The organism is Clostridioides sp. GD02404, assembly GCF_045898275.1.
Classification (GTDB): domain Bacteria; phylum Bacillota; class Clostridia; order Peptostreptococcales; family Peptostreptococcaceae; genus Clostridioides; species Clostridioides difficile_A.
This window is the reverse complement of the sequence record NZ_JBJOCA010000015.1, coordinates 82398-105975: the sequence shown is the minus strand read 5'-3', so window position 1 is coordinate 105975 and position 23578 is coordinate 82398. Positions and strand designations below refer to the sequence as shown.

The following is a 23578-nucleotide window of genomic DNA, read 5'->3' as shown; positions in this document are numbered from 1 at the left end:
AATTAGAAAACTATACATTAATAATAAAATATAATAAAAAAACTAAAATACCAATCAAATTGAAGATTTCTTTTATATAACAATCATTTTTTATTAAAAGGTATTTTTTATTTTAATATACATTTAATAAGGTTAAATAGAATAATTATTTTAATTTTATACTTTACTTTTTCTATAAACCTATTATAATTAAAGTATATTCATTTTGCTAACTTGTTTATTTTATTATAAAAATGTGAAACTTATTACATAAGGAGGAATTTAACATGAAAAATAATACTTATAAAGAAATCAAAAACATATATGGAAAAATAAGCCCTTTTGAATTTAAGGACAAATTAATAGATATTGCAAAATACACTGCAAAAGAAAATAACAGAGAGTTACTTGATGCAGGTCGTGGTAATCCAAATTGGACTTGTTCAACTGCTAGAGAAGCCTTTTTTACTTTTGGTCATTTTGCTATTACTGAAACTCGTTCTAATTGGGATTTAGGTCATTTGGCTGGAATGCCTCAAAAGAAAGGTATAAAAGAAAGATTTTTTAAATTTATAAATGAAAATATAGATATGCCTGGAGCATACTTAGCTAGAGATATTATAAACTTTGGTATAAATGAACTTGGATTTGATGGAGATGAATTTGTCCATGAACTAGCTGATGGAATTATTGGTGATAACTATCCACTTCCAGATAGAATGTTACCTCATATGGAAAAAATAGTGCATGATTACTTGGTTCAAGAAATGAAATATGATATATCAGGTAAATATGGTGATGTAGAGATTTTTGCTGTTGAAGGTGCTACAGCTGCCATGTGTTATATTTTTGATTCATTAATGGCTAATGAACTACTAAAAAAAGGTGATACTATAGCTTTGATGACTCCAATATTTACACCTTATCTTGAAATACCTAATCTTCCTCGTTATGATTTTAAAGTTGTAAATATAAATGCTAATGCAGTTGATGAAAAAGGTGCTCATACATGGCAATACACTAAAAAAGAATTAGAAAAACTTCGTGACAAGTCTATTAAAGCTTTATTTGTTGTTAATCCTAATAATCCTGCATCTATAGCTATGGATGACACATCTTGTAATAACCTAATAGATGTGATTGAGAATTATAATAAAGATTTAATGATAATATCAGATGATGTGTATGGAACTTTTGTAGAAGACTTTTCATCATTGATGTCAAAACTTCCTTATAACACTGTTGGGGTTTATTCTTATTCAAAATATTTTGGAGTTACAGGATGGAGACTTGGTACATTTGCACTTCATAAGAAGAATGTTTTTGATAAGAAAATAAATGATTTAACTGGAGAATTAAAAAAATCAGTAGATAAGCGTTACAGTGATATGAGTCTTAATCCTTCTAGTCTTTCATTTATGGAAAGAGTTGTTGCTGATAGTAGACTTGTTGCTCTTAATCATACTGCTGGTCTTTCTACTCCTCAGCAAGTACAAATGGCATTTTTCTCTGCATTTGCCTTAATTGACAAAGTTGATGCCTACAAAAAACTTAATATGAGTATCTGTCATAGACGTCAAAAACTATTGTTTGAAGCTTTAGAGCTTCCAATCAATGAAAGTAAAAATAATGCTGCATATTATACTCAATTTGATATTGAAGAATGGGCTAAATTAAACTATGGAGAAGATTTATTTAAATTTATAAGTAAAATTTCTGCTCCAGTGGATGTTCTTTATAAATTAGCTAATGACTATTCTGTAGTCTTACTTAGTGGAAATGGATTTTATGGTCCTGAATGGTCAATCAGAATATCTCTAGCAAATTTATATGATGAGGCTTACACTAAGATAGGAAAAGCTATCAGAGAAATACTAAATGGTTACATTACTGAATGGCAAAAAACTAAGAAATAGTTATATTACACTGAAATATCTAAATTATATGAATAAAAGAATTTATGTAGACCTTAGCTACTTTTTTTGATATAATCCTATCGGAATTATAAATTTTATTTATGAAAGGCAGAGAATAGTATGAGTATTAAGAAAAAAGTTGCCATAGTTTTTACTGGTGGAACTATATCTATGACAGTGGATGATAAAGTAGGAGCTGCTATACCAACTTTATCTGGGGAACAAATATTATCAATGGTTACCAATATTGATAAAGTCGCAGATGTGGAGGTCTTTAACTTTGATGAAATTCCAGGACCTCATATAACGCCTTATAGAATGATGGAATTAAAAAATTATGTAAATGATTTATTAGCAAGAAAAGATATTACAGGAGTTGTAATAACACATGGTACAGATAGTTTAGAAGAAACAGCTTATTTTCTAGACCTTACAATTGATAACATTAAACCCGTAATAGTCACAGGTGCTATGAGAAGTAGCTCTGAGCTTGGATATGATGGTTCAAGTAATTTATCTGCTTCAGTTTGTACTGCTGTATCTAAAGATGCTATGGGCAAAGGTGTTCTTGTAGTCCTAAATAACGAAGTATTATTAGCTTCTGAGGCTACTAAGACAAATACTCTTTCTTTAAATACATTTAAATCTTTAACTAGTGGTCCATTAGGAATAATTGACTGCAATGAACTTGTTCTTACAAGAGATATTGTAAATAGAACAATTATAGATACTGATAAGGTAGAATCTAAAGTTGCTTTATTTAAAGCATATGTAGGAGAGAATGCAGATTTTATAAGATTTGCTGTTGATAGTGGATATAAAGGTATAGTTATTGAGGCAATGGGTAGAGGTAATATTCCTCCTCATATGCTTTCTGGAGTTGAATATGCTAGAGAAAAAGGACTTCCTGTTGTTATAGTTTCTAGATGCCACTCAGGTAGAGTGTTTGATAGCTATGGTTATTATGGTTCTGGTAGAGATTTAAAAAATCTTGGATGTATATTTGGCGGAGACCTTCCAGGTCAAAAAGCTAGAATAAAACTTATCTTAGCACTTGGGAAAACTGATAATCTTGATGAAATCAAAGACTTCTTTGAAAAAGGAATCTACTGTTAATTATAATAAATCTTAAAATAATAAACCCCTATTACAATTTTTAATTAATTTGTAATAGGGGTCTTATTTTATCTTATAGTTTTAATTTATTTCACAACTACATTGACTAACTTCTTAGGTACAGCAACAACTTTAACTATAGTTTTACCTTCAACTAATCCTTTTATTTTTTCATCTTCTAAAGCTACTTTTTCCATTTCTTCTTTAGATATATTTGAGTTAACAGTTAATTTTCCTCTAACTTTTCCATTAACTTGTACAACAACTTCTATTTCATCTTTTACCAAAGCTTTTTCATCATACTTAGGCCAGTCTATATCAAATACACTTCCATCTTTACCTATCATAGTCCATAATTCTTCACCTAAATGAGGTGCAAATGGTGCTATTATAGTTACTATAGTTTGTACACCTTCTTTTATAACTGCTTCATTTATATTATCTAATTCTTTATATTTATACATATCATTTATTAATTCCATAAGAGCTGATATAGCAGTATTAAATCCAAATTTTTCACTTAAATCAGCAGTAACTTTTTTAAGTGTAGAATGTATAGTATATCTCATATCTTTATCTTGAGAATTTAATTCTCCAAACTCTACATCCTTTTTAACTACATCTGCTAACTCATCAACCAATCTATAAACTCTATTTAAGAATCTAAAACATCCATCAACACCTTGCTCTGACCAGTCTAAATCTCTTTCTGGTGGTGCTGCAAATAATACGAAAAGTCTTGCAGTATCTGCTCCATACTCATCAATTATATCCATAGGTGATACTGTATTGCCTTTAGATTTACTCATTTTAGAACCATCCATAAGAACCATTCCTTGAGTAAGTAAGTTTTTAAATGGCTCATCGAAATCTACCATACCCATGCTCTTAAATGCTTTTACAAACCATCTTGCATATAATAAGTGCATTATAGCATGTTCCACTCCACCTATATATTGGTCTACTGGATGCCATCTATTAACTAACTCTTTACTAAATGGCTCACTTTCATTATTACTATCCACATATCTTAAGAAATACCAAGAAGAATCTACAAATGTATCCATAGTATCAACTTCTCTTCTAGCTGGTTTTCCACAGTGAGGACAAGTTGTTGACATAAATTGCTTTGAAGTAGTAAGTGGAGATTCACCTTTTCCAGTAAACTCAACATCTGTTGGTAAAAGAACTGGTAAATCTTCTTTTTTAACTGGAACTATTCCACACTCATCACAATAAACTACAGGTATAGGACAACCCCAGTATCTTTGTCTTGAAACTAACCAGTCTCTTAATCTATAGTTAATAGTTCTCTTTCCTCTACCTTCTTTTTCTAATTTATCTATTATTCCTTCAAATCCTTCTGAAGCATCTAATCCATTAAACTCTTCTGAATTTATTATTTTGTTATCTTCTGTTATTACATCTATTATATCTAAATTATATTTCTCAGCAAAATCTCTATCTCTTTCATCATGTGCAGGAACTGCCATTATAGCTCCAGTTCCATATTCAACTAATACATAATTAGCTATCCATAAAGGAACCTTCTTACCATTTAAAGGGTTTATAACATATCTACCTATAAACATTCCTTCTTTTTCTACATCAGCAGCTGTTCTTTCTATTTCTGTCATTGTATGCATTTTTTGAACGAAAGCTTCAACTTCTGCTTCATATTCAGTACCAGCAACCAATTCTTTAACTAACTCATGTTCTGGAGCAAGTACCATATAAGTAACTCCATAAGTTGTATCTGGTCTAGTTGTAAACACTGTCATAGACTTATCAGTTCCATCTATATCAAAAACTAAGTCTGCTCCTGTACTCTTGCCTATCCAGTTTTTTTGCATTATTTTAACCTTTTCTGGCCATCCATCTAATGTATCTAAATCATTAAGTAATTCTTCTGCAAATTCAGTAGTCTTAAAATACCATTGCTCCAAATCTTTCTTTAATACTGTTGCTTTACATCTCTCACATGCTCCTTGAACAACTTGCTCATTTGCAAGAACAGTCTCACAAGAAGGACACCAGTTAACATAAGATTTTTTCTTATATGCAAGCCCATGTTCTAAAAACTTCAAAAATATCTCTTGAGTAAATCTATAGTATTCTGGAGTTGAAGTTGCTACTTCCTTATCCCAATCATAGCTAAGACCTAATAAATTTAATTGTTCTTTCATTTCTTCTATATTTTCCATTGTCCATTTGTGTGGATGTATACCATGTTTTATAGCAGCATTTTCAGCTGGCAAACCAAAAGAATCCCATCCCATTGGGTGAAGTACATTATACCCTTCCATTTTTTTGAATCTTGCGACAACATCACCTATAGAATAGTTTCTAACATGACCCATGTGTATCTTTCCAGATGGATAAGGGAACATTTCTAATGTGTAATAATTAGGTTTTTCAGTTTGTGCTGTATCCATTTTATACTGCTTATTGTCTTTCCAGATTTTTTGCCATTTCGATTCTACTTCTTTAAAATTATATACGCTCATATTTTGCCTCCTATTTTAGTTGTGTTCAACTACCTTATTTAATATTATTTACTTATAATTTCCAAATAATGCCTTGAAAATAAAAAATCCCCATCACTAAACTTACGTTTAGGGACGAGGATAAATCTTCGCGGTACCACCCTAATTAGTCTACATTATATAGACTCTCTTAGATAGCTTTTAATCCAGCTATGGAGAATAGATTTCAATCTAGTAAGTTCAAAGTTATATAATATTAGTTCTCACCTTCCACTAACTCTCTGAAAAAATATAATCTTTTACTGCTCTAGTCTATTCAATTTAATATAATTTTTGAAATTTTCTAACTATAATAACATATATTATCATGTTTATGCTAATGTGTCAATATCTATATAAGGCGCATCTTTCCATAATTTTTCTAAATTATAAAATCCTCTGTTTTCCTCATTAAATACATGAACCATTACATCTCCATAATCAAGAAGTACCCAAGTTTGAGTGCTTTGTCCTTCTTTTCCTCTTGGCTCTAGTCCTAGTTTTGCTAATTCATCTTCTACATTATCAGCAATAGCTTTTACCTGTCTCTGAGAAGATGCTGTAGTGATAATAAAGTAATCACACAAACTAGAAACTTTTCCTATATTTATTATAACTGTATCTTGACCCAGTTTATCTTCTATGGCATCATATGCTATTTTTGTCATTTGTTCCACTGTCATATAAAATTCCTCACTTTCCTAATTAAAATACACTTAGTTATTGTAACATATTAATACGACTTTGTAACATAGTCAATTTTAAATTTATTAATATATTTGCCTTTATATATGTTTTTTATAATAACTTTTGTTTAATTAGATAGTTTCTTGCCATAACTGTTCTTGGATGTATCTCTTCTTTTTTATTAATAACAAACATTAAGGTATTGTTAAAAGAAGTTAAAAGTGCTTCATCAAGCTTTCCTCCATATGCCAACTCTCTTAATGTATCTACAACTGGGAATTTTCTACCTTCTTCAATTAAATCAGCTATGTAAATTATTTTTTCTAAAAGAGACATATCTTCTCTTCCTGTTGTATGATATTTGATTGCATTTATAATATCTTCATCTTCTATTCCAAACTCATACTGACATATGTATGACCCAATTACACTATGAGATAGAGAGCGATTTCCATCCTCTATTGGGTCTAAGTATATTTCATACTTATTTACATAATCTTCTATTTCTTTATCACTTAAATACTTTGCACAATCATGAATCATTCCTGCTAAACAAGCTTTTTCTTTGTCACACCCATAAATCTCACATAATTTTTCAGCACATTTTGCAACATTTTTTGAGTGGCTAAGCCTCCCCACTGGTAACATTTGATTTAGTCTCTGGTTAATATTCTCTAAGTTCATTTAATCATCTCCATATTGATATAGTTTATTTTCATATAAATAATTTTCTACATTTTCGGGTACTAAGTAACGTATTGACTTGCCTTCATTTAGCTGTTCCCTTATATATGTGGATGATATATCCAGTGATGGAACATAAACTGTTATAATGTCAGCATCGTACTTTTTAGTTAGTTTTTCTATAGTCTCTTGTGACCTTAACAAACTAATTCCTGGTCTAGTTGCAGCTATAAAGGTAGCTAACTCAAAGTTTTTCTTTACATCTTTCCACTCTTCAACACTACAAATAGCATCTGCCCCTGTTATAAAATAAATATCTGCATTTTTGTATTTTTTCTTCAAGTATTTTAATGTATCTATTGTATAAGTCCTTTTTTTTCTTTCGATTTCTACTTTTGAAACTAAAAAATCTTCATTGCTTTCAGTTGCTAGAAGTGTCATATTATATCTATCATACTTGTCTGTAGTGATACATAACTTATGTGGTGGATTTCCTGATGGTATAAAGATAATTTTGTCAATGTCATACTTGTCTCTAATAAACTCTGCTGTTGCTAAATGAGCATAATGTATAGGGTCAAAAGTACCTCCCAATATACCTATTTTGATTTTGCCTTTATGGCGATTAAATTTCTCTAGTTTTTCAGTATTTTTCAACTCCGCCTTCTTAACTAGATTTTCGCTTTTCATATTTTGTCTCCTTTTAATGTTATAATACTATTGTACCATTATTTTTTATTTCTTAAAGCTTATAATTTATTTTTTTTGGTATATAATTATATTTATATGATAAAAAATGCTTTAAAAAATAATTATTTAACATGTTTTTACTTTACTTTTTAATAAAAATAACTTTTTACTATTTTGTCTTAATTTTGATAAAATATAACATATAAATGTAAGTTTTTTATTAAATTTTATTAGTTGCTTTTGTTAATATAATTACATACAAAAAGGGAGGATTTATGGGTATAATTACTAAGATAGAACAACAAAAAAGAAATGATGATAGAGTTAATATTTATGTAGATGATAAATTTTTTATTGCTATATTTAAAGAACTTGTTTATACATTCAACTTAAAAAAAGGGAATGAAATAAATGAAGACGAATTAAAACCTATTTTGGACGATGAAATGTATATAAAAGCTAAAAATAAAGCACTAAATATTTTATCTCATGCTGACCAGTCCGAAAAAAAAATAAAAGAAAAGTTATCAGCAGAATTTGATGAAAACATAATTGATAGAGTTATAGATTTTCTTAAAAATTATAATCTCGTAAATGATAGTGTATTGGCTCAAAAAATAGTTAATACAAATGTTAATTTAAATAGATGTGGCAAAAACAGAATTAAGCAAAATCTATACAATAAAGGTATCAATAGAAGTACAATTGATGAAGCTGTGTCTGAATTGGATAAGGATACTGAATTTGAAAATGCTATGTATCTAGCAAAGAAAAGGTTTGAAAGGGTAAAGAAGGAAGATAAAAAGAAAATATATCAAAAAATTTCTCAACATCTTTCCTATAAAGGCTTTGATTATGATATTATTAAAAGAGTTTTAAACAAACTTTTAAATTTTGATGAATATGATATATAAGTGTAAATACTAAGGAGGTAAATTATGAAATTAATCATTGGTGGCTTAAGCTTTTTATTAGGATTATATAATATATATCAATTATATAGAGAAGATAGTATGAGATAAATATTATTTTTTAGACGTAATATTTATTATGGAGGAGAAACAAAATGAAAAGTCAAAAAAGATTTAAAATTTTAGATATTGATGTATACCTACAACCATTTGAATCTGATATAAAAAAGCGAATGAAACATTATGAAGATGTTAAAGCAAAATTATTAACCAATTATAAAGATTTTAGTTCTTTTGCAAATGCTCATCTTTACTATGGCTTTCATCAGACAAATGATGGATGGTTTTACAGGGAATGGGCTCCAAATGCAGACAGTTTATCATTAATTGGTGACTTTAATAATTGGAATAGAAAATCTCATCCTCTAAAAAAAATTGATTCTGGTAATTGGGAAATATTTATTCCCAACAAAGATAGTTTACCTCATAAGTCAGAGGTAAAAGTACAAGTCATTGCAAATGGAAAAACATTTGACCGTATACCACTATATATAAAAAGAGTAATTCAAAAAGATTTTGGTGGATTTAATGGACAAGTATGGCAGCCAGAGATTCCATTTATTTGGACTGACAATGAGTTTGACTTAAAAAGCATAACTTCTCCACTAATCTATGAATGTCATATAGGTATGGCTACTGAAAATGAATCTATTGGGACTTATAGTGAGTTTACTGAAAATATACTTCCTAAAATAAAAAAATCTGGATATAACACTATTCAGCTTATGGCTATTATGGAACACCCATATTACGCATCTTTTGGGTATCAAGTTTCAAATTTTTATGCAATCTCCTCTAGGTTTGGTACTCCTGAAGACTTAAAAAATCTTATAAATACTGCTCATTCCATGGGAATTGCTGTTTTATTAGATTTAGTTCATTCTCATGCTGTAAAAAATACTCTAGAGGGAATAAATGAGTTTGATGGAAGTGAACATCAATTCTTCCACTCAGGTCCAAAAGGAAATCATCCTGCTTGGGGTACAAAACTCTTTAACTATGGTAAACCTGAAGTAATCCATTTCTTACTTTCAAATATAAAATTTTGGTTAGATGAGTATCATTTTGATGGTTTTAGATTTGATGGTGTAACCTCAATGTTATATCATAACCATGGTCTTGGAGTTTCATTTGATAGTTATAAAAAATATTTTAGTATGAATACAGATATTGAGGCTATAACATATCTCCAATTTGCAAATGAATTGATAAAAGAGATTAAACCTAGCTCAATAAGTATTGCAGAAGATATGAGTGGAATGCCTGGTATGTGTATACCTATAAAAGATGGTGGAATTGGATTTGACTATAGACTTGCAATGGGTGTCCCAGATTTTTGGATAAAAACTATTTCTAACTTATCTGATGAAAATTGGGATTTGGGTAAAATGTGGTATGAACTTACAACTAGACGCCCTGGTGAAAAAAATATAGGTTATTGTGAATCTCATGACCAAGCATTAGTTGGTGACAAAACAATTATTTTTTGGCTAGCTGATAAGGAAATGTACTGGAACATGGAAATAAACTCAAATAATCATATTATAAATAGAGCTATCTCTCTAATTAAGCTAATCAAATTAATAACTTTTTCTCTAGCTGGTGAAGGATATCTAAATTTTATGGGAAATGAATTTGGACATCCTGAATGGATTGATTTTCCACGAGAAGGAAACAATTGGAGTTATAAGTATGCTAGAAGGCAATGGAGCCTTTCAGAAAATGATACTTTAAAATATAAACAATTATTAAACTTTGATAAAGCTATGCTTGAACTTACAAAATACAGTGATGTTTTTATCCAAAATGGCTACGAACTTATACATATGGATAATGATAAAAAACTTTTAGTATACAGTAAAGGCAAATATTTATTTATATTTAATTTCCACCCTAATCTAATACAGTCAGTTGATATTTCAAAATTTCAAAATACAAACTACAAGACAGTACTAAGCACTGATATGATAGAATTTGGAGGAAACACAAAAAAAGAAAACTTACTAGACTATAATGCCTATTTTAGCTCAGCCCCACCATCTTCAAAACTACCTATTGCCTCTCGTACAGCAATAGTTCTTTTAGATAACAATATTTAAATATTAAAATAGATACTAAAAGCCAAATAACAATTTTAATACAAAATGTTATTTGGCTAATTTATTTTTTTGTGGTTTAATTACTTTTTAGATTTAAAACTACAATTTCCAGTTTTTAATTTGTGGCATTATGTTCATTTTAACAGTTTGACTTTTTAAAGCTTTTCTAAATTTCTCAGTTGAAGACTCCTTAAACATCTTGCTAGAAGAATTCTTAAGGTCTTCCATAGAATCCCAATGTTGTATCATAATCCATTTTTGGCTTTTTTCATCATGTAAAAGCTCAGTATCAATAAAACCAGGTTGTATAGAATGAAATTTCATTTCTAAATCATTTACAATCTCTATAAACTCCCCTTTTGACAAGTTTTCTTCCACACTAAACTCCACTATCTCTGTAATAATTTTCATATACAAAACCTCCAATTTATTTTTCTTATATCATATCAAAAACTAAATTAGAGGTATTGTAAAAAATCGACAGTGTAATTACAAGTAACTATACCTTATATTTTCTTTAATAGTCTTATTCTCACTAATAAATTTAATTGGTGATGTCCCTGAAAATTCTTTAAATTCTTTTATAAAGTGTGCTTGGTCATAGTACTCATTTTCATAAATAAAATCAAAAAGTTCATTATTTTTATAGGTACGAATAAGCTGATTACTTGCCATTTTAAATCTACATATTCTCTTTAAAATTTTAGGTGTATATCCTGTATATTTTAAGCAGATTCTTTCCAAAGTTTTAATATTTATATTCATATCATCACAAAAAGATTTTATATTACTATACCTATTGTCATATATAAATGAATCCAAAATTTTTACAGATTTATTTTCAATCAAACCTTCTTCTAGTATAGATAATAACACTTCTTCTAAATATAAAACATACTTTTCTACTGATGATGTTTTATTTAAAGAGTCTTCCAACTTTTTTGCAAAGATATCTGATACTTGTTCTAGATTGACAATTTGACCATTAAATTCTGAAATTGGTACCTTTAAAAATGGATAAAGACCAAATGGATAAAAAGAAATTCCCATAACACGTATATTTCCACGTTGAATGATAAATCCATACTTGTCTCTTATTCCATTAAAATGTATATTATTAGTTGTATAGTTTTGGTTTCCAATTTTATATTCTATAATATCAGAAAGATTAAGAATAATATCTATACTATCTGTGGGTAATAACTTATTGTTTAACAATATATTTTCATCTGTCTTAAGATACCAAATAAACTTTACCCATGGCTTTAAACGAGCACTTCTAACTGAATATCTTGTAACTGATAACATATTGAGTTAGCCCCTATCCTAAAATATTTTTATTATTATGTACTTTACCTTAATATTATACAATATAATTTATGCTATCAGAAAATTTTAGTCTACTTTATTATCATTTCATACATTTTTTCAATATTTTAGAAATAGGAAGTGCTATTATAAGACCTATTAATACTTGCATTAAATTACCTGGTATTGATGTAAGAGGTACTACAAAATTTCCATAAAGTATAACCTCTGTTACATAATATCCAAACAACATCCAAATTGATGAAACAACTATTCCTATTACATTTATTAAAAAATTGTTTCCATTCTTGCCATTTGCCCATACAATCTTTCCAAGTAAATAACCCATGATACCTCTAACTATAAAAGTAAATGGAGCCCATAGAGTCCATCCAGATATTAAATCAAAAATTGACATACCAATAGCACCTGATAAAGCACCTTTCTTACTTCCAAATACTATCGCTGATATGAATAACATTGCTGTTCCTAAATGAACAAGCCCACCATTTATAGATATTGGCAATCTTATATTTATAAATTTGGTTGCAATAAACACTAAAGCTATTAATAGTGAAGTTTCTACCATGTCTTTCGTCGTAAATTTTTGTTTAGCTATAATTTCCATGCTTCATCCCCCTTGTCTAACTATTAAAAATAATACTTATTAAATAAATCTAATAAACTTCCATTTCCTTTAAATCCTAATGTATTTAAACTTTTATCCAAAATATTTAGTATGTGTTCTATTTTGTTTAGATTAGCATTTTCTCCCATATGACCTATTCTTAAAATAGTGTCCATGTATTGATTTAATGATGTTGCAACAAGTGTATTATAATTTTTAAGCATGTATTTGGTAAGTTTTAAAGCTCCTATACTTTCAGGAATTTTTATAGCTGTGACTGTATTAGAATACCCTTCTTCTAAAAATAATTCTAGACCATATTCCTCAATAGATTTTCTGACACTATAAGCTATTTTTTCATGTCTATCTAATACTTTTTCTATTCCCTCTTCTAATATATTATCAAGAGCTTTATCAAGACCTATTATGTCGCTTATTGGCATTGTATAAGGAAAGTATTTTTTTTCATAATAACCTTCCCATATATTTAAATTGCAATAAAAACCTGTTACATTCGTTTTTCTATTCTTTATACAATTTTTTGCATCTTTACTTATCCCAACTATAGTAAGACCTGCTGGTGCAGAGATAGCTTTTTGCGAACCACCTAATATTATGTCTATTTTAGATTCATCTACATTTAATCTCTCTCCAACCATACCTGCTACAGAATCAACTACAGTTAATATTCCATATGCCTTAAGTAATGGGCATATTTTGCTTACATCGTTTAGTACACCAGTTGGAGTATCACAGTGTACAACTGTTGCATACTTAAAGTTACTATCTTTATCTAAAAATGCCTTTAATTCATCAACATCTATACTTTTAGTATATTTACTTGAAAAAAGCACATACTCTCCACCATACATTGTTACAAAATCTTTAAAACCTTCTCCATATATCCCATTATCAATTACAAGGACTCTGTCTCCCTTTTCTGTAAGTGATGCACAGGCAGCTTCAAGCCCTAATATACCTTCTCCACTCAATATGTAAACATCATTTTTTGTACCAACTATATTACCAAACTTTTCACATGTCTTTTTATAAAATTCAACAAAATCAACATCTATATCTGGGTTTGTTGTCTTCTCTGCTCTTGCTAATCTTACATTTTCCCTAGTTTCTGTTGGTCCTGGTGCATAATTAATTTTATTGTTCATATATATTCAGCTCCTTTTTATTTTCTATACGATTATTATACAAAATTTTCATTTTATATGGTACAATTTTATGTTTTTTTAAAATTGTACCAATACATTTCCCCTATAAACAATCTCCTCTATTAGACATACAAATAATTGCACAATAAAATACAGAGCAAATATCATTTTAGAATATCTACTCTGTATCTATATATTTTAATCTATTTACTTATCTTTTTATATTCTTCTTTTTATTACTTAAAAACTACCCATTAAATATCCATATTTTATTCACTATATCTTACTCTATCAATAAGTGATTCTTTATTGAAACTTTTTCCTATTAAATATGTTGTTATAAATTGAGCTATAAGAATACATACAGCCATCAATAGGATTGGTACTATTGGTAAAGCATATGTTGCATAAGATAATCCAGTCTTTTTTAGAAATATAACAGCAATATATCCTAATATTCCTCCAGATAAAATACTTCCTATCATCATTCTAGAAGTATAATATATAGCTTCTGAGTTAAGCATTTTTACTAATTGTTTATTAGTAAGACCAATAGCTTGAAGCATACCAAGTTCTTTCTTTCTAGTAACTATACTAGTTATCATTGTATTTACAAGATTCATAAATCCAATCACACCTATTATACCTGTTAAAGTGTATCCCATTATCTTTATAAATGAAATAACAGCCTTATTTGATTCTACTCTACTATCTAAAAAATCTGTCTCTAAAAAACCATTAGATTTAGCGATTTTCTTTATACTATCTTTTATTTCTTGATACTTTCCTTCTTCTGTATATATTCCTAAACTACTTGTTGAATCATGTTTCAAAGTTCTATCTATAAAATCTTTTCCTATGCCAAAGCTTGGAGACCCCATAGCTATTGCTTGAACTTTAAATTCTTTTTTTATTATTTTATCTCCATCATATAGAGTTAATTTTATTTTATCTCCTGCCTTTACTCCCATTTCTTTTGCTGTATCAACATGAGTAATTACTATTTCATCTCCTGTTTGCAGTCTTTCAAAATTTATTTTTCCATCTACTAAATTATTATTTAATGCTTTGACATCATTTTCATCTACACTCTGTAAAAGGTCATGTTTAAATTCAACATCATAATCATCCATTCCAACCTTTACACTTCTCGCAGACTCTATCTTTTTAATTCCCTCTATATCTTTTATTTGATTTAAAAAGTCTTTACTTAAAGGATTATTCATTTGCAAGATATTCAAATTATTTTTAGGATTTTTATCACTATCCATTTCATAACCAGCAAGACTAACCTCTATGTCATAAGGAAAATTTGCTCTTGCCATCTTTTCAGCATCAAAACTTTCTAAGGCAGTTGATACTGTTATAAATATAGTTCCACTCAATATAAGAGATACCAATGTCATGTAAGTACGTTTTTTATTTCTTTCTAAATTAGCTTGTGATAATCTCTTTAAATTTATATTTTTATAACCTTTTCTCTTATTTTTATTACTTATTTTATTTCCAGTATATCTTACTGCATCAACTATAGATACTTTTGATGCTACTTTCATTGGCTTTAAAAGTGATAACACAACAGACATAAAGCTTATTATTATAACCAATAATATAACTGGTAATTGTGATGATTTTATATCTATATCCATAACTGATTTTATTATAATATTTGAAAGTGCATATCCTAAGATTGTTCCTATTGGTATTGCTATCCCTGCTAAGATAAAACCTTCCTTAAATACTATATTTTTTACTTGTTTTTTAGTTGCACCAATTGCTCTAAGCTTTCCAAATTCTTGAACCTTCGTAACTATTGAAATGTAGAATATATTGTATATTACTAAAATACTAGACAATACAATTACTAGCCCTACAAATACTCCACCCATAATTGTTTCCATATCAGGTTTTAAAGCATTTATATAATTTTCATTTACAGCTACATTAACAGTATCCAATCCTATATCATTAGCAACCTTATTTAATTTTGATTTTGCTTGTTCTATCGATAAATTACTTTTATCATTTAATTTCACATATATATTAAAATCTTCTTGTGACATATCTCTAGTATTTTTCATATATGTTTCTGATATAATAGCTGTATAAAATTTACCTGCTTCAGATATTTCACTAGTTTTTAAAATTCCAGTTATAATGAATTCTTTTTCAATTCTTTTATCGCTTTTATAATCATTATAAGATATTTTTATCTTTTCACCTAAGTTTTTGTTACTATAACCAAGTGCTTTTAAAGCTCCTCTATCTAACACAATTTCATTTTCTTTTGTTGGTAACTTCCCTTTTACAAACTCAAAATTATTTAATTTTAAAGCATCTTCATTCATGTATGCTAGAGAAATATTTGAATCATCTTCTAACTTCTCAAAACCTACTCCATTCATTTTACCAGTTAACTCTACATCTGCATGATTACTCAATATATTAGCTTGTTTTTCATCCGCATTAGCTAATATACCTTGATAATTACCTGAATACTTTATAGTATTTTCTTTCTGATAGGTTCCTGCATCAACAATATAAATTCCAATAGATGAAAGCATTAAAGTTGAAAGTATTATAGTAATTATTATTAGAATACTTTTTGATTTATTTTGCTTTAGATTACTTTTTGCTATTTTAGTAGTATTAATCATTTTTATCACCAACCTTTGATACCCTACCATCTTCTATAAATATAACTCTATCAGCCATTTGAGCTATACTATCATCATGAGTTATCATAACTAAAGTTTGACTGTATTTCTTAGACATAGACTTTAGAATACTCATAACTTCATCAGATGTTTTAGAATCTAGGTTTCCAGTTGGTTCATCTGCAAGTATTATAGCTGGTCTTGTAGCTAATGCCCTTGCTATTGCCACCCTTTGTTGTTGACCACCTGATAATGTATTTGGCAAAACATCGTGTTTATTTTCAAGTCCCAATGATTTTAAAAGCTCTTTTATAAATTGTTCATCTACTTCTCTACTATCTAGACCAATTGGTAACACTACATTTTCCCACACATTAAGAGATGGTATCAAGTTATAACTTTGAAATATAAATCCTATTTTTCTTCTTCTGAATACAGCAAGTTCTTCTTCTTTTAATGTAAATATGTTTTTATTATCTATATATACATTCCCAGATGTAGGTATATCAAGACCTCCAATCATATGTAAAAGAGTGCTTTTTCCAGAACCTGATTTTCCTATTATTGCAACAAATTCACCTTCATTTATTTCTAAGTTGACATTATCTAAAGCTCTTACTAAGCTCTCTCCTGTTCCATAATGTTTTGATAAGTTTTCAGTATATAGTATTTTCATAAAATTATCCTCTCATTCTAAGTTATATTACTCCATTTTTTATTACATTTTATTTCTGGAGCTGTTTATACTTATATAATAAATGTAGAGGCTTACATTTTCCTTTCATTTAATATTACATAGTTGTAAGAAACAGAGAAAACTTGCTTCCTACCCCTACTTTAGAAGAAACTATAATATTTCCACCCTGTTCTTCTAATATTTTTCTACTTAGATACAATCCTACTCCACTACCTTCTATAGATTCAACTTCCTCAGATATCCCTCTATAAAAACGTTTAAATATGTTATTGAACTCACTCTTTTTAATTCCACTACCATTATCTTCTATTATAATTTTAAAATAATTAACAGTTTCTTCTACAGAGATGTTTATTTCTCCATTTATTTGTGTATATTTTACAGCATTATCTAATACATTGAAAATACTCTCTTCAGTCCATTTTTTATCATGAGGTATAATCCTACTATCGAATTCATTTATATTTAATGTTATGTTTTTAATCTTAGCTTTAGGCACTACACTTTTTATAGCATTTAAAATGGTATTTTTTATATCATTATCTTCTTTTTTTATGTTTATCATACTAATCTCTAGTCTTGATATGTTAACCAAAGAGTTTATCAAGTTTTCTAATTTATTTATAGAATTTTTGTTAGTTAATAGAAATTCTTGAGCTTCGTCTTCATCTAATTCTTCTTCTATAAGCAATGTATTATACAATTTTAATGATGCTAAAGGAGTTTTTAGTTGATGAGAGATATCTGTTACTAATGATTTCACACTCTCTTTTTCTTTCTCCAATTTAATAAATTTTATCTTTAAGCTTCTATTCAGCTCATATAGGCAGTTATTTATTTTGCTAAATGTACCTTCTTTAAAATACTCATTATACTCTACTAGATAACCAGTATCTTCTAGGTCAGTAGTGTCTTTCAAGTAATTTTCTTGTGACATCTTATCTACTATAAAATAAATTTTACTCAATCTTTTATTTATGTATCTTATAAAATAATAGATTATGCTTGTAACAACTATAAACATTACTAAAAAAACGAGAACTGATTCTCTAAAAAAAGATTTTAAGTACAGTCCAAAATTTTTATCATTTGACATTTTATTTTCTAATCCATATCCAAATTTTTCAAATGCTTTTTCTCCAATATCTACCTTACTATAGTCAGAATTGTAAATAGATTTTACTATATCTATTTCATCATTGGGATATTTATCAATCAATACCCCTACAATACTTTGGGTGTTTTTTATTTGATATTCATATAATTTATGTAATCTATTGTATTCAAAGAGTATAAACATAAGTGTTATTATTAGTACAGATAAAACAGAACATCCAATAACTCTTCTCATTATATAATCATCTCTCATACTGAAGTTATCTTTGAGATTCATATTTTTTAACATTTTTTTATACTCCTTTCCCCCCACATATATCCAACCCCTCTTACTGTCTTTATATACTTAGGTTCAGATGGATTTTTTTCTACTTTCTGTCTAAGTCTTCTTATATTTACTGCAATAGTATTATCATCTACAAAATTTCCACTATTGTCCCATAGGGATTCTAATAGTTGTTCTTTCGTCAACGTCTGCATTGAATTTTCCATAAGATATCTTAAGAGTTTAGTTTCTGTTTTACTCAAAATTATCTCTTCTTCTTTATTATCTGTTTTTATAATCAACTTATTTTCTATATAATAAAAAAATAAATCATCACAAACTAATAAAGTATAATTTTTTACTGTATTTACCCTTTTCATAAGTGCATTCACTTTGGATATCAATACCATCAAACTAAATGGCTTTGTGATATAATCATCTGCACCTAAATCATATCCTGTGACAATATCTACTTCTTCATCAAGGGCCGTTAGCATTATTATGTAAACATCACTTTTATTTCTAATCTCCTCGCAAAAATCAAAACCACTTCCATCAGGAAGACCTATATCAGAAATAATTAAATTTATCTCTTCTTTTACGAAAATATTTTTTGCTTCTTCTATGCTAAATGCATTAAAAACATTGTATCCTTCTTTTTTTAGTTTAAAACTGATTCCCCTATTTAAAGATTTATCATCTTCCAAAAGTAATATATTATTCATCCTTCTATCCTCCATTATCATACATACTAGCTAAATTATATCATACTAGTAAAAACATTTTATTTATCAATTTATAAATATTTATAGATTATTAATTGGATTTTACTTAGATATAAATATACTTAAACACAAAAAAACAAAGGTAATTAGTATTTATACAACTAATTACCTTTTCACTTTTATTAGTGTCTAAGATTAAATTTTTATTTGCTAACTCTTACTTATTAATTTTTATTTTGACTTTTTGTTTTTTAAACCTATTTGATTAAAGTTTAATAAGTATAGTAATGTACTTGATGCTATAAATACAATCATACTATTTGAAAAACCTAAGTCTCCTGTTTTAGGAGATTTTTCTTTAGCTTCTCTTTTATATACTCCTGTATTAGAACTCTCTATAGGTTTTATTTTATCTGTTTTTTTACTTTTATAACTATCAGAATTTTTTATATCATTATTAGATGTACTACCTTCATTATCACTAATATTTTCTTTATTTTCTCCTACTATCAATTCACTCTCTTGATTATTACTTGCTATCTCTTTTTTAGATTTGATACTAATTCTTCCATCTATACTTTGTGATATTTCTTTTTTGTACTCTATATATTCAATTACCATACTCTCTAAATTTCCGAAATCCTTTAATACTGGCTCTTTTGAAAAGCAACTAAAGTCATCTCCACCTGATGCTATATAATCATTAGTTGCAACCACATACTTTTTATTCAAATTTAATGGTTTTCCATCTTTTAAAATACCAGTTATTTTTTCTCCTTCTTTTTGTTTTGGGTCAAAATAATATGACATTCCTCCTACTTGTAAAAAGGCTGAATTCTTTTCTGGATAGAGTTTTACTCCTTGCTCTAATACATCTTTAATTTGTGCTCCTGTAAGTTCTTTGGTAACTATCGTATTATTAAAAGGAAATACATCTACAATATCTCTTCTTGTTATGTTCCCTTTTTCTATTGTATCTCTGATATTTCCTCCATTAAATAGAGAAATATCAGCCTTAGTCTTATCAAGTAAAATATCACTTATTAAATTACCTAAATTAGTTTCTTTTGTCCTTACATTTTCATATGAGCCATCTAGAGTATTTTTTGTTACACCTATAACTTTATCTAATATTTTTTCTTGATGTTCTTTTATTTCATCAATCTTTTTACTTATACTATCATCCAATTCATATTTTAATGCTTCTTCCTTATCTATCAATCTAGCTGATTTATTTTCTATTTTTATATTTTCTATATCACTAGTATTAAGTGTTAGTTTTACTTCGCCAATATGTTCTAGATATTGTCCTGTACTTACAATCAATGTGTCACCAACTTGCTTGCCATTTTCAAACTTAGTATGACTATGACCATCAATAATTAAATCGATACCTTGGACTTCATTTGCTATATCTATACTATTTGGCTTACTTAAATTATTAGTACCAATATGGCATATTGCAACTATTACATCAGCACCTTTTCCTTTCAACTCATTTACTTGCTCTGTTGCATTCTCTATAGGATTTGTAAACTCCAATCCTTCCACATTTTTAAATCCTGTCTTGCTCTTTGTTTCTTGAGTTGTAAGTCCAAAAAACCCTATCTTTATACCATCTATTTCTTTTATATCATTACTATCAAATACTTTTTCACCATTTTTGAGGATATTTGATGATAAAAATTTTAAATTGTTCTCTCCTGAACTAGCCATTTGAGATAATTCAAACAATCTATCTTTTCCATAATTAAAGTCATGATTACCAGGAGTAATGTAGTCATATCCAGCACACTTAATCAATTCGATTGCTTCTTTCCCTTTGTCCATATTTACTATTGGAAGTCCATGTAAACAATCTCCTGCATCTACTAAAATTGAGTTTGGAGTGTCTTTTTTCAATGTAGCTAGATTACCTATTTGTATATGTTCATTACCTTCAGCATATCTTCCATGTATGTCATTAGTGTGAAAAATAGTTATTTCTTCAATTTGCTCTAGCCCATAAGAAATAACACTCTGACTTGTTGTAATTAGAATTATAATTACCAAAATTAAATATCTCCTAATTTTCAATATAAATTATCCTCCTCAAATTAGTTTTAGCTTTAGATAAAATTTATATTTTACATAAAACCTTTTAGATAAATATTAAATATACATAAGATTAATTAACATAACCTTTAATATCTATCAATTTAATTTTGTCCATATCCAATTAGTTTTAATCTAATTACATTTTTTCTCATATGTATTTTTCTTTTATTTTATATAAAATTATTTTAAAATCTTTTCAATTGGTCTCTTTTAAAAGTCCATTGAGGTATTGTTAAATCACCTTTAAAGTCTAAACTATACCAAGGACTTAGGTTTGAATTTTTGCGATTAATAAGAAGCTGAGTTTGTTGTGCAGGCATATAGCTTTGAGCTATCATAAATACTTTTTCTCCAGTCTTTTCATTTTCTGCCATATCCATAATTATACTTGCATGTCCTGGGCTTCCACCAATTATAAACACATCTCCTATCTTCATATCATCAACTTCTACAGGTTTTAATTCTTTTTCAAGAGATAAAGTTCCTGAATAAGCAAATACTATATCCATAAACTTTCTAAAGCTCTCATAAGATGTTGAATATTCAGTTGATTTATACCAACTTGAACCACTATCTTTTACTGAAATTCTATATCCTTCTACCCACTTTGAATACTTAGCCTTAAAACCATCAACAAAATCAAAACTTATTTCGTCATACCTTTTATTCTGATATAAGTATTCAGCTCTCATAAGCATAATTGCATCTGCACATTGATGTAAATCTCTATTACCAATATCAACATCGAATACACTATCATAAATGCCTTTTGATTCCTTAGTTCTGCCATCATAATACTTTACCTTTTCTCCATAATTTTTCAACTTAGTATTTCTAAGAAATGATTCAAAACTACCTTTTTCTACATCCACTCTTTTAAAACCTTTTGGTGGCTCATACCTATCTTTCAATATATTTGCATCTTTATGTACTATTATTGCTTGTTCATCTTCTTTAGAGCTTTGAGTTTTCTTAGAACCTTCAATAGTTTTTTTACTTTCTCCATTACTACATCCAACCAAAGTTAATGTAATCAATGACAAAATAGTTATTTTCTTTAATATTTTCATTAATTTATCCTCCTTTAAATGTTTCTAAAAATAAAATTCAATTTCTTCTCATAAAGTTTTTATATATTTCAATACAAAAAAACTATTTGACAATATTTCTTGACTCAAATACACATTTATTGATATATTTAATGTTAAAATAATTATAATAGGATATTATAATAAAAACAAACAACAGATTTGTGTTAATTTTAGAAAGGGGAAAAAATGATAGATTTAACTTTACTTGGATGTGGTGGAAATGTCCCTATGCCAAACAGATTTCTATCTTCTGTGTTCATAAACTATAAAGGTAGAAAAATACTAATTGATTGTGGTGAGGGCACTCAGGTATCCATGAAGCTAAAAAAATGTGGCTTTAAAGATATAGACTTGATTTGTATAACCCATTTACATGGTGACCATATATTTGGACTTTTAGGACTTTTATCAACGATTGGAAATAGTGGTCGTACAAGTGATTTAACTATAATTGGCCCAGTTGGAATAGTTGATTGTATTCGTTCTATGAGAAATTTAGTAGAATATATACCATATACTTTAAAAATCATAGAAAATCCTCAAGGTAATTTTACTTTAGATAATGAGTTTTTAAGAAATGTAGAAATTTCAACAATTGATTTAGAACACTCCATAGAGTGTTTAGGGTATAGTTTTAATTTTAGAAGAAATCCTAAATTTGATATAGATAAGGCAACTAGAAATGAAGTTCCTAAAATATTGTGGAAAAAACTCCAAGAAGGTCAAAGTGTAGTTTTAGATTCAAAAAAGTACACTCCAGATATGGTCTTAGGAGAATCAAGAAAGGGCGTTAAAATAAGTCTTACAACTGATACAAGACCTATAGAAACAATACCAAGCTTTATAAAAGATAGTGATTTATTCATATGTGAAGCTATGTATGGCGATGATTTAGACATATCAAAAGCTGTTAAAAACAAACATATGACTTTTAGAGAAGCTGCAAATCTTGCAAAACTAGGAAATGTTAAACAACTCTTATTAACACATTTTAGTCCATCATTAGATATGCCTAATATGTACTTAGAAAACGCCACTAATGTTTTTGAAAATACAATTCTTGGAGAAGATAGGCTAAGCCTACACTTAAATTTTGATGAATAAATATCTATTTATATTTATTAACAAAAACTTAGGAATGAATTTTACATTTATAGAAAT

At 27.9% G+C, this 23578-nt stretch carries 19 protein-coding genes; 5 read left to right on the top strand and 14 right to left on the bottom strand.

The window, feature by feature from the left end:
- Window positions 1-266 precede the first annotated feature (266 nt).
- Together aspD and Q3287_RS10915 are read left to right on the top strand one after the other, a co-directional pair.
- Window positions 267-1895 (top strand): aspartate 4-decarboxylase, encoded by a 1629-nt coding sequence (gene aspD, locus Q3287_RS10920; RefSeq protein ID WP_054271113.1) that lies wholly within the window; start codon window positions 267-269, stop codon window positions 1893-1895.
- 120 nt (window positions 1896-2015) lie between these two features.
- On the top strand, window positions 2016-3011 hold the full coding sequence (locus tag Q3287_RS10915; protein WP_054271114.1) for an asparaginase: 996 nt from the start codon (window positions 2016-2018) through the stop codon (window positions 3009-3011).
- An 86-nt stretch (window positions 3012-3097) separates the two neighbouring features.
- On the opposite strand, the gene leuS is transcribed toward Q3287_RS10915, so the two are convergent.
- The 4 genes from leuS to nadD form a co-directional block, all read right to left on the bottom strand.
- The gene (leuS, locus tag Q3287_RS10910) at window positions 3098-5518 is read right to left on the bottom strand and encodes a leucine--tRNA ligase (protein WP_054277224.1); all 2421 of its coding nucleotides are present in this window, start codon (window positions 5516-5518) and stop codon (window positions 3098-3100) included.
- Between the two features lie 350 nt (window positions 5519-5868).
- A complete protein-coding gene (gene rsfS, locus Q3287_RS10905; RefSeq protein ID WP_054271116.1) occupies window positions 5869-6219 on the bottom strand; it encodes a ribosome silencing factor in 351 nt (116 codons plus the stop codon).
- A gap of 115 nt (window positions 6220-6334) precedes the next feature.
- Window positions 6335-6907, bottom strand: coding sequence for a bis(5'-nucleosyl)-tetraphosphatase (symmetrical) YqeK (yqeK, locus tag Q3287_RS10900; RefSeq protein WP_054277225.1), 573 nt, complete (start codon window positions 6905-6907; stop codon window positions 6335-6337).
- A complete protein-coding gene (nadD, locus tag Q3287_RS10895) occupies window positions 6908-7597 on the bottom strand; it encodes a nicotinate-nucleotide adenylyltransferase (protein WP_054271118.1) in 690 nt (229 codons plus the stop codon). It lies immediately after the preceding gene.
- Window positions 7598-7872: 275 nt separating this feature from the next.
- Here nadD and recX point away from each other — a divergent pair, with 275 nt between their 5' ends.
- Window positions 7873-8511, top strand: coding sequence for a recombination regulator RecX (recX, locus tag Q3287_RS10890; protein ID WP_054271119.1), 639 nt, complete (start codon window positions 7873-7875; stop codon window positions 8509-8511).
- 152 nt (window positions 8512-8663) lie between these two features.
- Window positions 8664-10667: an alpha-amylase family glycosyl hydrolase gene (locus tag Q3287_RS10885; protein ID WP_407964070.1), complete on the top strand. Its 2004-nt coding sequence runs from the start codon at window positions 8664-8666 to the stop codon at window positions 10665-10667.
- Between the two features lie 99 nt (window positions 10668-10766).
- Here Q3287_RS10885 and Q3287_RS10880 read toward each other — a convergent pair whose 3' ends face one another.
- From Q3287_RS10880 to Q3287_RS10835, 10 genes are all read right to left on the bottom strand, one after another.
- Window positions 10767-11078: an antibiotic biosynthesis monooxygenase gene (locus tag Q3287_RS10880; RefSeq protein ID WP_054277227.1), complete on the bottom strand. Its 312-nt coding sequence runs from the start codon at window positions 11076-11078 to the stop codon at window positions 10767-10769.
- A gap of 78 nt (window positions 11079-11156) precedes the next feature.
- Window positions 11157-11975 carry a DUF6597 domain-containing transcriptional factor gene (locus tag Q3287_RS10875; RefSeq protein ID WP_407964069.1) on the bottom strand — a complete coding sequence of 273 codons (819 nt, stop codon included), beginning with the start codon at window positions 11973-11975 and terminating at the stop codon, window positions 11157-11159.
- Between the two features lie 103 nt (window positions 11976-12078).
- Window positions 12079-12603, bottom strand: coding sequence for an ECF transporter S component (locus tag Q3287_RS10870; protein ID WP_407964068.1), 525 nt, complete (start codon window positions 12601-12603; stop codon window positions 12079-12081).
- 23 nt (window positions 12604-12626) lie between these two features.
- The gene (locus Q3287_RS10865; protein ID WP_407964067.1) at window positions 12627-13769 is read right to left on the bottom strand and encodes a pyridoxal-phosphate-dependent aminotransferase family protein; all 1143 of its coding nucleotides are present in this window, start codon (window positions 13767-13769) and stop codon (window positions 12627-12629) included.
- A gap of 269 nt (window positions 13770-14038) precedes the next feature.
- Window positions 14039-16426, bottom strand: coding sequence for an ABC transporter permease (locus Q3287_RS10860; RefSeq protein WP_407964066.1), 2388 nt, complete (start codon window positions 16424-16426; stop codon window positions 14039-14041).
- Window positions 16419-17102 carry an ABC transporter ATP-binding protein gene (locus Q3287_RS10855; protein ID WP_054271126.1) on the bottom strand — a complete coding sequence of 228 codons (684 nt, stop codon included), beginning with the start codon at window positions 17100-17102 and terminating at the stop codon, window positions 16419-16421. The genes Q3287_RS10860 and Q3287_RS10855 overlap by 8 nt, the downstream gene beginning before the upstream one ends.
- A 115-nt stretch (window positions 17103-17217) precedes the next feature.
- Window positions 17218-18528 (bottom strand): sensor histidine kinase, encoded by a 1311-nt coding sequence (locus tag Q3287_RS10850; RefSeq protein ID WP_407964065.1) that lies wholly within the window; start codon window positions 18526-18528, stop codon window positions 17218-17220.
- The gene (locus Q3287_RS10845) at window positions 18522-19229 is read right to left on the bottom strand and encodes a response regulator transcription factor (protein WP_054271128.1); all 708 of its coding nucleotides are present in this window, start codon (window positions 19227-19229) and stop codon (window positions 18522-18524) included. The genes Q3287_RS10850 and Q3287_RS10845 overlap by 7 nt, the downstream gene beginning before the upstream one ends.
- Window positions 19230-19460: 231 nt before the next feature.
- Window positions 19461-21281, bottom strand: coding sequence for a 5'-nucleotidase C-terminal domain-containing protein (locus Q3287_RS10840; protein ID WP_236730096.1), 1821 nt, complete (start codon window positions 21279-21281; stop codon window positions 19461-19463).
- 230 nt (window positions 21282-21511) lie between these two features.
- The gene (locus Q3287_RS10835) at window positions 21512-22396 is read right to left on the bottom strand and encodes a DUF4846 domain-containing protein (protein ID WP_407964064.1); all 885 of its coding nucleotides are present in this window, start codon (window positions 22394-22396) and stop codon (window positions 21512-21514) included.
- 207 nt (window positions 22397-22603) lie between these two features.
- Between Q3287_RS10835 and Q3287_RS10830 the strand changes: the two genes are divergently transcribed.
- Window positions 22604-23521 carry a ribonuclease Z gene (locus Q3287_RS10830; RefSeq protein WP_407964063.1) on the top strand — a complete coding sequence of 306 codons (918 nt, stop codon included), beginning with the start codon at window positions 22604-22606 and terminating at the stop codon, window positions 23519-23521.
- Window positions 23522-23578: the final 57 nt, after the last annotated feature.